Annotated in this window: 10 protein-coding genes; 1 reads left to right on the plus strand and 9 read right to left on the minus strand. The window is 70.0% G+C overall.

The genetic code is table 11. The features are described 5' to 3' along the window. Position 1: 1 nt before the first annotated feature. From nuoH to IE255_RS10820, 8 genes are read right to left on the minus strand one after another with little or no spacing between them, the layout of a single operon-like run. Positions 2-1,378: an NADH-quinone oxidoreductase subunit NuoH gene (gene nuoH, locus IE255_RS10785; RefSeq protein ID WP_190049938.1), complete on the minus strand. Its 1,377-nt coding sequence runs from the start codon at positions 1,376-1,378 to the stop codon at positions 2-4. Next, positions 1,375-3,879 (minus strand): NADH-quinone oxidoreductase subunit G, encoded by a 2,505-nt coding sequence (locus tag IE255_RS10790; protein ID WP_190049939.1) that lies wholly within the window; start codon positions 3,877-3,879, stop codon positions 1,375-1,377. Before IE255_RS10790 ends, nuoH begins: the two co-directional genes overlap by 4 nt. Then, positions 3,876-5,225: an NADH-quinone oxidoreductase subunit NuoF gene (gene nuoF, locus IE255_RS10795; RefSeq protein ID WP_190049940.1), complete on the minus strand. Its 1,350-nt coding sequence runs from the start codon at positions 5,223-5,225 to the stop codon at positions 3,876-3,878. The genes IE255_RS10790 and nuoF overlap by 4 nt, the downstream gene beginning before the upstream one ends. Continuing rightward, positions 5,222-6,082, minus strand: a complete 861-nt coding sequence (gene nuoE, locus IE255_RS10800; RefSeq protein ID WP_190049941.1) for an NADH-quinone oxidoreductase subunit NuoE — start codon at positions 6,080-6,082, stop codon at positions 5,222-5,224. Before nuoE ends, nuoF begins: the two co-directional genes overlap by 4 nt. Next, positions 6,079-7,416, minus strand: a complete 1,338-nt coding sequence (locus IE255_RS10805) for an NADH-quinone oxidoreductase subunit D (protein WP_190049942.1) — start codon at positions 7,414-7,416, stop codon at positions 6,079-6,081. The genes nuoE and IE255_RS10805 overlap by 4 nt, the downstream gene beginning before the upstream one ends. After that, positions 7,413-8,156: an NADH-quinone oxidoreductase subunit C gene (locus IE255_RS10810; RefSeq protein WP_190049943.1), complete on the minus strand. Its 744-nt coding sequence runs from the start codon at positions 8,154-8,156 to the stop codon at positions 7,413-7,415. The genes IE255_RS10805 and IE255_RS10810 overlap by 4 nt, the downstream gene beginning before the upstream one ends. Then, positions 8,153-8,707 (minus strand): NuoB/complex I 20 kDa subunit family protein, encoded by a 555-nt coding sequence (locus IE255_RS10815; protein WP_007383964.1) that lies wholly within the window; start codon positions 8,705-8,707, stop codon positions 8,153-8,155. Before IE255_RS10815 ends, IE255_RS10810 begins: the two co-directional genes overlap by 4 nt. Positions 8,708-8,721: 14 nt before the next feature. Continuing rightward, complete coding sequence (locus IE255_RS10820; protein WP_007490928.1) at positions 8,722-9,081, minus strand: NADH-quinone oxidoreductase subunit A; 360 nt, start codon at positions 9,079-9,081, stop codon at positions 8,722-8,724. Positions 9,082-9,805: 724 nt separating this feature from the next. On the opposite strand from IE255_RS10820, the gene IE255_RS10825 reads away from it, so the two are divergent. Beyond that, positions 9,806-10,645: a C40 family peptidase gene (locus tag IE255_RS10825; RefSeq protein WP_190049944.1), complete on the plus strand. Its 840-nt coding sequence runs from the start codon at positions 9,806-9,808 to the stop codon at positions 10,643-10,645. Between the two features lie 113 nt (positions 10,646-10,758). On the opposite strand, the gene IE255_RS10830 is transcribed toward IE255_RS10825, so the two are convergent. Then, the gene (locus tag IE255_RS10830; protein ID WP_190049945.1) at positions 10,759-12,609 is read right to left on the minus strand and encodes a hydroxysqualene dehydroxylase; all 1,851 of its coding nucleotides are present in this window, start codon (positions 12,607-12,609) and stop codon (positions 10,759-10,761) included. Positions 12,610-12,661 lie beyond the last annotated feature (52 nt).

The raw sequence follows: 12,661 nt of genomic DNA on the forward strand, positions 1-12,661 counted from the left end.
CTCAGCCATCGGACGCCTCCTTTCCATCCGTAGTTCCGCCCAGAGATTGGTCACTCTGAGTATCGGGCCCACCACTGACAATCAGCTCCCGCTCACGGCGCGAGCGGCGGCGCGGGACCGGTGGAAGTTCCTGTCCCGGCAGGGGCGGTACGGGGAATCCGCCCGCCATCGGGTCGAACGCGGCCGGGGGCTCGGCGGGCGGTTCGGCCCGCTTCGACTTCTCGCGGAACATGTCGGCGACGAAGGAGAGCAGCAGCACGGCGAGCACGCCGCCACCGACGTAGAGGGCGATGTCGGCGAAGTCGTAGCCCTCGTTCCGCATGGCCCGGACGCTCGCGACGAGCATCAGCCACACCAGCGAGACCGGGATGAGAACCTTCCAGCCGAGCTTCATCAGCTGGTCGTAGCGGACGCGCGGGAGGGTGCCGCGGATCCAGATGAACATGAACAGCAGCAGCTGGACCTTGACCGTGAACCACAGCAGCGGCCACCAGCCGTGGTTGGCGCCCTCCCAGAAGGTGCTGATGGGCCAGGGGGCCCGCCAGCCGCCGAGGAAGAGCGTGGTGGCGACGGCCGAGACGGTCACCATGTTGACGTACTCGGCGAGCATGAACATCGCGAACTTGATCGACGAGTACTCGGTGTTGAAGCCGCCGACCAGGTCGCCCTCGGACTCCGGCATGTCGAAGGGGGCGCGGTTGGTCTCGCCGACCATCGTCACGATGTAGAGGATGAAGGAGACTGGCAGCAGCAGGATGTACCAGCGGTCGGTCTGCCCCTCGACGATCGTGGACGTCGACATCGACCCGGAGTAGAGGAACACGGAGGCGAAGGCGGCGCCCATCGCGATCTCGTAGGAGATCATCTGCGCGCACGAGCGCAGACCGCCCAGCAGCGGGTACGTCGAGCCGGAGCTCCAGCCCGCCAGCACGATGCCGTAGATGCCGACCGAGGCGACCGCGAGGATGTAGAGCATCGCGATCGGCAGGTCGGTGAGCTGCATCGTGGTGCGCTGGCCGAAGATCGAGATCTCGTTGCCGGCCGGGCCGAAGGGGATCACCGCGATCGCCATGAACGCCGGGATGGCCGCGATGATCGGCGCGAGGACGTACACCGCCTTGTCCGCGCGCTTGACGATCACGTCCTCCTTCAGCATCAGCTTGATGCCGTCGGCGAGCGACTGGAGCATGCCCCAGGGGCCGTGCCGGTTGGGGCCGACGCGCAGCTGCATCCAGGCGACGACCTTGCGCTCCATGACGATGGAGACCAGCACGGTCACCATCAGGAAGGCGAAGCAGAACACCGCCTTGATGGCGACCAGCCACCAGGGGTCGGTGCCGAACATCGAGAGGTCTTCAGCGGCGAGGTACGGGCTCATGCCTCCACCTCCTTGGGGGCCTCGCCGGCGAGCGTCGCCGGGCCGATGCGGACGAGGGAGCCGGGCCGCGCCCCGGTGTCGGAGGCGACGCCGCCGCCGGTGGAGTTGAGCGGGAGCCACACCACCCGGTCGGGCATGTCACTGATCTGGAGCGGCAGTTCGACGACTCCCTGGGGGCCGGTCACCGCGAGGAGGTCGCCCTCCTTGACGCCCGCCTCGGCGGCCGTCGCGGCCGACACACGCGCGCGTGCGGCGTGCCGGGTTCCGGCGAGTGCCTCGTCGCCCTGCTGGAGCAGGCCCTGGTCGAGCAGCAGCCGGTGCCCGGCGAGTACGGCCTCCCCCGCGGCCGGCCGGGGCAGCGCGCCCGCGGTCTCCACGGGTTCGCCGGCCCGCGGGCCGTCCCAGGCGCCGAGCCGGTCGATCTCCGCGCGCACGGTGCGCAGATCCGGCAGTCCGAGGTGGACGTCCATGGCGTCGGCGAGCATCTGCAGCACGCGCGCGTCGGACGGCGCGAGACGCCGGGTCATCTGGTCGGGCTTGAGCGCCGCCTCGAAGAAGCGGACGCGGCCTTCCCAGTTGAGGAAGGTGCCGGCCTTCTCGGCGACCGCCGCGACGGGCAGGACGACGTCGGCCTTGCGGGTGATCTCGCCGGGCCGCAGTTCGAGCGAGACCAGGAAGCCGACCTCGTCGAGCGCGGCACGCGCGCGTGCCGGGTCGGGCAGGTCGGCGATCTCCACGCCCGCCACCAGCAGGGCCTGGAGTTCGCCGGTCGCGGCGGCCTCGACGATCTGGCCGGTGTCGCGGCCGTAGCGGTGCGGCAGGCCGGCGACGCCCCAGACGGCGGCGACCTCGTCCCGCGCGCGCGGGTCGGTCGCCGGACGCCCGCCCGGCAGCAGCGAGGGCAGCGCGCCCGCCTCGATCGCACCGCGTTCCCCGGCCCGGCGCGGGATCCACACCAGCCGGGCGCCGGTCGCGGCGGCGGTGCGGGCGGCGGCCGTCAGACCACCGGCCACCGCGGCCAGCCGCTCGCCGACGACGATCACCGCGCCCTCGGCGCGCAGCGCCTCGGCGGCCGCGGCGCCGTCGCCCTCCAGGCCGGCGTTGCTCGCGAGCGCGTCCAGCCACTCGGTCTCGGTGCCGGGAGCCGCCGGCAGCAGCGTGCCGCCGGCCTTCTCCAGGCCCCGGGTGGCGTGGGTGGCGAGCGAGAAGGTCCGCTGCCCGTGCCCCCGCCAGGCCTTGCGGAGCCGCAGGAAGACGCCGGGCGCCTCCTCCTCCGCCTCGAACCCGACCAGCAGGACGGCCGGCGCCTTCTCCAGGGCGGTGTACGTGACGCCCGTGCCGTCGAGGTCCCGGCCGCGTCCGGCGACCTGGGCGGCGAGGAAGTCGGCCTCCTCGCCGCTGTGCACGCGCGCGCGGAAGTCGATGTCGTTGGTGTCGAGCGCCACGCGCGCGAACTTGCTGTACGCGTAGGCGTCCTCGATGGTGAGGCGGCCGCCGGTCAGGACGCCGGTGCGGCCCCGGGAGGCCAGCAGCCCCTGGGCCGCGATCTGGAGCGCCTCGGGCCAGGAGGCCGGTTCGAGGTCGCCTTCGGCGTTGCGCACCAAAGGCGTCTCCAGCCGGTCCCGCTGCTGGGCGTACCGGAACGCGAAGCGCCCCTTGTCGCAGATCCACTCCTCGTTGACCTCGGGGTCGTGGGCGGCGAGCCGCCGCATGACCTTGCCGCGCCGGTGGTCGGTGCGCGTGGCGCAGCCGCCGGAGCAGTGCTCGCACACCGACGGGGAGGAGACGAGGTCGAAGGGGCGGGAGCGGAATCGGTACGCCGCCGAGGTCAGCGCGCCGACCGGGCAGATCTGGATGGTGTTGCCGGAGAAGTACGACTCGAACGGGTCGCCCTCGCCGGTGCCCACCTGCTGGAGCGCGCCGCGCTCGAGCAGCTCGATCATCGGGTCGCCCGCGACCTGGTTGGAGAACCGGGTGCAGCGGGCGCACAGCACGCACCGCTCCCGGTCCAGCAGCACCTGCGTGGAGATCGGGACGGGCTTCTCGAACGTCCGCTTCCGCCCCTCGAAACGGGATTCGGCGTCGCCGTGCGACATCGCCTGGTTCTGCAGCGGGCACTCGCCGCCCTTGTCGCAGACCGGGCAGTCCAGCGGGTGGTTGATGAGCAGGAGCTCCATCACACCCTTCTGGGCCTTCTCGGCGACCGGGGAGGTGAGGTGGGTCTTCACCACCATCCCGTCGGTGCAGGTGATGGTGCAGGACGCCATGGGCTTGCGCTGGCCCTCGACCTCGACGATGCACTGGCGGCAGGCGCCGGCCGGATCGAGGAGGGGGTGGTCGCAGAACCGGGGGATCTCGATGCCGAGCTGTTCGGCGGCCCGGATGACCAGGGTGCCCTTGGGCACGCTGATCTCGATGCCGTCGATCGTCAGCGTCACGAGGTCCTCCGGCGGGACCGCCGCCTCTCCCCCACCCGCGGGAGCGTTGGTGGTCACGGTCATGCGTTCACCTCCGTGCGGTCGGCCCAGGCCGTCGACTTGGCCGGGTCGAAGGGGCAGCCCCGGCCCGTGATGTGCTGCTCGTACTCCTCGCGGAAGTACTTGAGCGAGGAGAAGATCGGCGAGGCGGCGCCGTCGCCGAGGGCGCAGAAGGACTTGCCGTTGATGTTGTCGGCGATGTCGTTCAGCTTGTCGAGGTCGGACATCCGTCCCTTGCCGGCCTCGATGTCGCGCAGCAGCTGCACGAGCCAGTACGTGCCCTCGCGGCAGGGCGTGCACTTGCCGCAGGACTCGTGGGCGTAGAACTCCGTCCAGCGCGTGACGGCACGGACCACGCAGGTCGTCTCGTCGAAGCACTGGAGGGCTTTGGTGCCGAGCATGGAACCCGCGGCGCCCACTCCTTCGTAATCAAGAGGGACGTCGAGGTGCTCGTCGGTGAACATCGGGGTCGAGGAGCCGCCCGGCGTCCAGAACTTGAGGCGGTGCCCGGGGCGCATGCCGCCGCTCATGTCGAGGAGCTGGCGGAGTGTGATCCCGAGCGGCGCCTCGTACTGACCGGGGCTCGCGACATGGCCGGACAGGGAGTAGAGCGTGAAGCCGGGCGACTTCTCACTCCCCATCGACCGGAACCATTCCTTGCCCCGATGCATGATCGCGGGAACCGAAGCGATCGACTCGACGTTGTTCACCACAGTCGGGCACGCATAGAGGCCCGCGACGGCAGGGAAGGGGGGACGGAGCCGCGGTTGACCCCGGCGGCCTTCGAGCGAGTCCAGCAGTGCGGTCTCCTCACCGCAGATGTACGCGCCCGCGCCCGCGTGCACGGTGATGTCGAGGTCGAGTCCGCTGCCCAGGATGTTCTCGCCGAGGAAGCCCGCCTCGTACGTCTCGCGCACGGCAGAGTGCAACCGCCGCAGCACCGGTACGACTTCACCACGCAGATAGATGAAGGCATGCGACGACCTGATGGCGTAACACGCGATGATCATGCCCTCGATGAGGCTGTGCGGGTTCGCGAAGAGGAGCGGGATGTCCTTGCACGTCCCCGGCTCCGACTCGTCGGCGTTGACAACTAGATAGTGCGGCTTTCCATCCCCCTGGGGAATGAACTGCCACTTCATGCCCGTGGGGAATCCCGCGCCGCCGCGCCCGCGCAGACCGGAGTCCTTGACGTACGCGATCACGTCGTCCGGCGACATGGCGAGCGCCTTGCGAAGCCCCTCGTACCCGTCGTGCCTTCGGTACACGTCCAGCGTCCAGGACCTGTCCTCGTCCCAGAAGGCCGACAGCACCGGTGCGAGCAGCTTCTCGGGGCTCATGTCTTTCAGCTCGGCTGCCAAGGTCATCACTCCCCCTCCTCGGCGACAGGCCCGGCCGGGTGGGCGGGGTCGGAGGCCGACGTGTCCTGCGGCGCGTCGTGCGAGCTCAAGTGCTCCGTCGGTGACGGCTCGTGCGGTGCCCCGGTCCGGGCCGCCTCGCCGCGCGGATGCACCACGCGCGCGGGGGCGCCCTCCCCCTTGGCGAGCTTCAGGCCGACCAGGGAAGCCGGTCCCGCGCTTCCCCCGGCCTCGACGGCCCCGTCCCGCTCGTCGGGGAAGCCGGCCAGGACCCGGGCGGTCTCCTTGAAGGTGCACAGGGGAGCCCCGCGCGTGGGCGCGACCGGCCGTCCCGCGCGCAGGTCGTCGACGAGGCGCTTGGCGCTGCTGGGGGTCTGGTTGTCGAAGAACTCCCAGTTGACCATCACGACCGGCGCGAAGTCGCAGGCCGCGTTGCACTCGATGTGCTCCAGGGTGACCTTGCCGTCGTCGGTGGTCTCGCCGTTGCCGACGCCCAGGTGCTCCTGGAGCTCCTCGAAGATCGCGTCCCCGCCCATCACGGCGCACAGGGTGTTGGTGCACACCCCGACCTGGTAGTCACCGCTCGGCCGGCGCCGGTACATGGTGTAGAAGGTGGCGACGGCGGTGACCTCGGCCGTGGTGAGGCCGAGCATGTCCGCGCAGAACCGCATGCCGGTGCGCGTGACGTGCCCCTCCTCCGCCTGCACGAGGTGCAGCAGCGGCAGGAGGGCGGACCGGGAGTCCGGGTAGCGGGCGATGATCTCGCGCGCGTCGGTCTCCAGCCGGGCCCGGACGTCGTCCGGGTAGGCGGGTGCGGGCAGTTCGGGCATGCCCAGGCTGACGCCCCGCTCGGAAGATGAGGTGGTCACCGGTCGACGCCTCCCATCACGGGGTCGATGGACGCGACGGCGACGATGACGTCGGCGACCTGGCCGCCCTCGCACATCGCCGCCATGGCCTGAAGGTTGGTGAAGGACGGGTCGCGGAAGTGGACCCGGTAGGGGCGGGTGCCGCCGTCGGACACGACGTGCACCCCGAGTTCGCCCTTGGGCGACTCGACCGCCGTGTACGCCTGTCCCGGCGGGACGCGGAAGCCCTCGGTGACCAGCTTGAAGTGGTGGATCAGGGCCTCCATGGAGGTGCCCATGATCTTCTTGATGTGGTCGAGGGAGTTGCCGAGCCCGTCGGGTCCCAGGGCGAGCTGGGCGGGCCAGGCGATCTTCTTGTCGGCGACCATGACCGGGCCGGGCTGCAGCCGGTCCAGGCACTGCTCGACGATCCGCAGCGACTGGCGCATCTCCTCCAACCGGATCAGGAAGCGGCCGTAGGCGTCGCAGGTGTCGGCGGTCGGGATGTCGAAGTCGTACGTCTCGTAGCCGCAGTACGGCTGGGCCTTGCGCAGGTCGTGCGGCAGGCCGGTGGAGCGCAGGATCGGACCCGTCGCGCCGAGGGCCATGCAGCCGGCCAGGTCGAGGTAGCCGATGTCCTGCATACGGGCCTTGAAGATGGGGTTCCCGGTGGCGAGCTTGTCGTACTCCGGGAGGTTCTTCTTCATCTTCTTCACGAACTCGCGGATCTGGTCCACCGCGCCGGGCGGCAGGTCCTGGGCGAGTCCGCCGGGGCGGATGTACGCGTGGTTCATCCGCAGGCCGGTGATCAGCTCGTAGATATCGAGAATGAGTTCACGATCACGGAATCCGTAGATCATGATCGTGGTGGCGCCGAGCTCCATGCCGCCGGTGGCGATGCACACCAGGTGCGAGGACAGCCGGTTCAGCTCCATCAGGAGCACACGGATGATGGAGGCCCGGTCCGGGATCTGGTCCTCGATGCCGAGGAGCTTCTCGACGCCGAGGCAGTACGCCGTCTCGTTGAAGAACGGCGTCAGGTAGTCCATGCGCGTCACGAACGTGGTGCCCTGGGTCCACGTCCGGTACTCGAGGTTCTTCTCGATGCCGGTGTGCAGGTAGCCGATGCCGCAGCGGGCCTCGGTGACGGTCTCGCCCTCGATCTCCAGGATCAGGCGGAGCACGCCGTGCGTGGACGGGTGCTGCGGGCCCATGTTGACGACGATGCGCTCGTCGTCGGCGCGGGCCGCGGTCTGGACGACCTCGTCCCAGTCCCCGCCGGTGACGGTGTAGACGGTGCCCTCGGTGGTCTCGCGCGCCGCGGCGGCGGCGTCGGATGCGTGCGACGTGCTCATGAGTACGACCTCCGCTGGTCCGGAGCCGGGATCTGGGCGCCCTTGTACTCGACGGGGATGCCGCCGAGGGGGTAGTCCTTGCGCTGCGGAAAGCCCTGCCAGTCGTCCGGCATCATGATCCGCGTCAGGGCGGGGTGGCCGTCGAAGACGATGCCGAAGAAGTCGTACGTCTCGCGCTCGTGCCAGTCGTTCGTCGGATAGACCTCGAACAGCGACGGGATGTGCGGGTCGCTGTCGGGGGCGCTGACCTCCAGGCGGATCAGCCGGTTGTGGGTGATCGAGCGCAGGTGGTAGACGGCGTGCAGCTCGCGGCCCTTGTCGTTCGGGTAGTGGACGCCGCTGACGCCGGTGCACAGCTCGAAGCGCAGGGCCGGGTCGTCGCGCAGGGTGCGGGCGACGCGGACCAGGTGCTCGCGCTCGATGTGGAAGGTCAGCTCGCCCCGGTCGACGACCGTCTTCTCGATGGCGTTCTCGGGGAGCAGCCCCTGCTCCTCCAGCGCGCCCTCCAGCTCATCGGCGACCTCGTCGAACCACCCGCCGTAGGGCCTGGTCGCCGGTCCCGGGAGCCGGACCGAGCGGACCAGGCCGCCGTAGCCGGAGGTGTCGCCGCCGTTGTTCGCGCCGAACATGCCGCGCTGGACGCGGATCTCCTCGCCGCCCTGGCCGCGCTGGCCGGGGAGGTTGGAGGCCGACAGGTCCTTCTCGGGGTTCACGCCGTTGGCGCCGTTCGCGTCGCTCACCGCAGCAGCCCCTTCATCTCGATCGTGGGCAGGGCCTTGAGCGCCGCCTCCTCCGCCTCGCGGGCCGCCTCCTCGGCGTTCACGCCGAGCTTGGAGGACTGGATCTTCTGGTGGAGCTTGAGGATGGCGTCCATCAGCATCTCCGGCCGTGGCGGGCAGCCGGGGAGGTAGATGTCGACCGGCACGATGTGGTCGACGCCCTGGACGATGGCGTAGTTGTTGAACATGCCGCCGGAGGAGGCGCAGACCCCCATGGAGATCACCCACTTGGGGTTCGGCATCTGGTCGTAGACCTGCCGCAGCACCGGCGCCATCTTCTGGCTCACCCGGCCGGCGACGATCATCAGGTCCGCCTGGCGCGGCGAGCCCCGGAAGACCTCCATGCCGAAGCGCGCCAGGTCGTAGCGGCCGGCGCCGGTGGTCATCATCTCGATGGCACAGCAGGCGAGGCCGAACGTGGCGGGGAAGACCGACGCCTTGCGCACCCAGCCCGCGGCCTGCTCGACGGTGGTCAGCAGGAAGCCGCTCGGCAGCTTTTCTTCGAGTCCCATGACTTTGTGGCCCCTCAGTCCCATTCCAGGCCGCCGCGCCGCCATACGTACGCGTACGCGACGAAGACGGTGAGCACGAAGAGCAGCATCTCCACGAGCCCGAAAAGACCCAGGGCGTCGAAGGTGACGGCCCAGGGGTAGAGGAAGACGATCTCGATATCGAAGATGATGAAGAGCATCGCCGTCAGGTAGTACTTGATGGGGAAGCGCCCGCCGCCGGCCGGCGTGGGGGTCGGCTCGATACCGCACTCGTAGGCCTCGAGCTTGGCCCGGTTGTACCGCTTGGGCCCGATCAACGTGGCCATGACCACGGAGAAGATCGCAAAGCCTGCCCCGAGGGCTCCCAGTACGAGGATGGGCGCATAAGCGTTCACCGCTCCTCGCTCCTCTCAGTCGGCACTGACTGCTGGCGGTTTGCGTCGGACTCACATCCGCCCCGTCAGTCCCTCGAACCCCGCCTGTCCCGGCGAAGATCGGGAACATGTGAAGCAGGTCACAAGCCCAACCGCGTGCATCTTATGCCCGACGCTCTGTGATCTGCGACACGGGGTATTGCACAAGCTTTGTGATCTCCACCACCTGACGATCGATCATGAAGTCGGATGAGCGGTGATCTTCACACCCGAAGCGTCCGAGTGATCACCAGAGGTGACATTTTGGCTCGTCGGCGCAGGCTAGAGGGTGCGTCTCAATATCAAGAGAGTTCCCGTGCATGCAAATTGGCGATGGACTCGATCTCTTGATAGAGGCGCGTTCACACCTTGGAGGAGGAAGGGAGGGGGGTGTGGACGCGTGCACGCGTTCACGATCTTCGCGAGGCCGTGACCCGGTCGTGATCTACGCGCCGGGACGCGGCCGTCGCGGCAACCGTTCCGTGACCTCCGTCACATGGATAAGAGGTTCATGAGAACGGGGCTTGGCCATTCATCGCAACCAGTGGTAGGCGCGGGGCAATTCGGGCGTATTGATCAAAGACCGTGATCACAGGCCGGTTACGAGGCGCCCGCAATGTCCGTTACGGCGTCAATAAAGGGCCTCGTTCGGGGGTTTTGGAGGCCCGATTGAGCAACTGTGGCGCAGCACACGTTTCTTGAAGATATGAAGGAGCCCCTGGTACCGGTTATTCCCATGTCCCACACCGCTCACATACGCAGCCACCGGAAACCCCGCCGCAGCGCGACCTCTGCGATCGCCATGCGTGCCGGAGTTGCCGGTGGCGTTCTCAGCATGGCAGCGGCGGGTGCGTCGGCCTCGGCGAACGCCGCCGAGCCGGTGACGCAGACCATCGAACTGCCCACCCTGACGGCCGATATGTCCGCTCAGGTCGCCCAGTCCGCGGCCGTCACGCAGCAGGCGGCCGCCGACTACGAGCTGCGCGCCGAGCGTGACGCCGCCGCCGCCGAGGCAGCCGCGGAGGCCAAGAAGGACCTCGCCGAGGCGAAGAAGAAGGCCGAGGCCAAGAAGAAGGCGGCCGAGGCCGCCCGCAAGGCCGCCGCCGAGCGCGCCGCGCGCAGCGCCGAGCGGGCCACGCTCTCCGCCTCCGCGTCGGCGTCCGCCTCGGCGTCGGTGTCGGCGCCCGCCAGCGGCAGCGTCGCGACCGTCATCGCCTTCCTGAAGGCCCAGGTGGGCGACGCCTACGTCATGGGCGCCACCGGTCCCAACGCCTGGGACTGCTCCTCCCTCGTGCAGGCCGCGTACAAGCAGGTTGGTGTGGACCTGCCGCGCGTCTCGCAGGACCAGTCGATGGCCGGCACCGAGGTCTCGCTGTCCAACCTCCAGGTCGGCGACATCCTGTACTGGGGTGGCAAGGGCTCCGCGTACCACGTGGGTGTCTACATCGGGGACGGCAAGTACCTGGACGCGGCCAACCCCTCCAAGGGCGTCGTCATCCAGGACCTGTCGGGCTACCCGGCGTCGGGCGCGGTGCGCGTCCTCTGACATAAACGCACATACGGGTCAGAGGGCCGCTGCCGCTCGGGGGCAACGGCCCTCCCGGCCTGTCCGAGGGACCCCGGTATGGCTTCAAGGCCCTCCAGGGCCCCGCAGGGCGCCTAGCCGACGTCGAACGTGTTCGGCAGCCCCAGCCGGTACCGCAGGTCGTCCACGCGCTTCAGGGGCTCCAACTCCGGCGGCCGGTACAGCTCCCACACCCGGCAGCGCTCGATGTCCGAATCATCCGCATCCAGCAGGGCGTTGACGGCGAGTCGCGCGGACTCGTTGGCGCCCTCCATCGACGCGAGGTCGACGTCGGTGCGGACGTAGTCGCCCGCGAGGAAGAAGTTGGGCACCTTCGTGCGGGCCGTCGGGCGGTTGTGGAGCGTGCCCGTGGGGTGGACGAGGAGCTGCTCGCGGTTGCGCGGGTCGGGGCCGCCCAGGCCCGTCACCGCCGGGTCCATGAACCAGCCCAGCCGGTCCTCGTCCCGCAGGGTCGTCCTGCCGGCGTCGTTCAGCCCGTCCTTCAGCTGCGCCCAGAGCTCGGCGACGACCTCCTCCTTCGTGCACTCCTTGGCCGTCTTGCCGTACAGGATGCCGCGCTTGTCCCATTCCGAGATGATCGCGGAGAGGCAGTCGCGGGCCTGCCCGTCGCCGTAGTCGCGCGGGAAGTCCCGTCCGTCCCAGAACTGGGCCTGGCCTATGGCCGTCACCGACCAGGGCGAGTCGAGGCAGTTGACGTGGCCGTGCACGACCGGGGTCGGGGTGCGCAGGTAGAACATCACGCCGGTCATCCAGTCGGTCTGGAGCGCGTCGCACCGGGCGAGCTGCGGGTCGGCGGCGCGCAAGGCCCGGCCCCAGGTGAGGCGGGCGTGTTCGACTGGCAGGGCGCTGACGTAGTGGTCGGCGGTGACCACGCGCTCCGGGCCGCCGTCCCGTGGCGAGACGCGTACGCCGGTCACGCGGCCCTCGCCGTAGAGGACCTCGTGGACCTGGGTGCCGAGGGCGAACTCGACGCCGAGGGAGCGCAGGTGCCGCTCCCAGGGGTCGATCCAGGCCTCGCTCGTGGGGGCGTTCAGGACGCGGTCGACGTCGGCGTCGGGGCCGTCCATGCCGCGGCCGAGCAGGCCCCACAGCAGCAGCGCCTCGATGATGACCCGGCCGACGGTCCTGGTGGACGCCACCTCCGCGCGGGTGGCGACTAGGTTGCGGGTCTGGCCGATGCCGAGGACCGTGCGGTACTCCTCGCTCATCTCCTCGGCGCGGATGAAGTCCCACCAGGCGACCTTCTCCCACTGGCCCTCGCGGCGGGCCTCGCAGCTGGTGAGGTGGACGAGGAGGCGGTTGGCGAAGTAGGCGGCCTCGTGGGCGGGCAGGCGGGTGCCGAGGTCGAGGACGGAGAGGATCTGGTCGCGGATCCAGGACGGGGTGAGGTCGCCGGGGCGGGGCGGGGTGGTGGCGCGCCGGAGGGGGAAGTGCAGGTCCGGGCGGCCCGAGCCGCGGGCGAACAGCGCCTCGGTGCCGGAGCGGAGGTTGCCGCGGACGCCGTCGGCGTTGCCGGCGAAGGGTATGCGGCGCATGGTGTCCGGGAGGTTCCGGTAGAAGCCGGGGAAGAAGCGGAAGCCGTGCTCGCCGGGGAGCGGTCTGCGGCCGCCGGTGCCCGTGCCCGGGACGTCCATCGAGCGGGCCTTGCCGCCGAGGGCGTCGTAGTACTCGTAGACGGTGACGGCGTAGCCGCGCTCGGCGAGTTCCTGGGCGGCGCTGAGGCCGGAGACGCCGCCGCCGAGGACGGCGACGCGCTTGCCGGCGGAGGCGGGCCCGGCGCTCGCGGCGCCGACGCCCGGCCCCAAGGCCACGCCGACGCCCGGGCCTAAGGCCACGGCGCCCGCCGCTCCCCCGGTCGCGGCGAGGAAGCGTCTGCGGGAGTGGCCGGACTGCTCCTGGGACTGCTGCGCGTGTTCTGTTGTCATGAGCACGGAGGGTAGGGAGGGGCTTCCCATGCCGGAAGCCCGGTTCCCGCCA

It is taken from the genome of Streptomyces lomondensis (genome assembly GCF_014651035.1).
Lineage (GTDB): Bacteria > Actinomycetota > Actinomycetes > Streptomycetales > Streptomycetaceae > Streptomyces > Streptomyces lomondensis.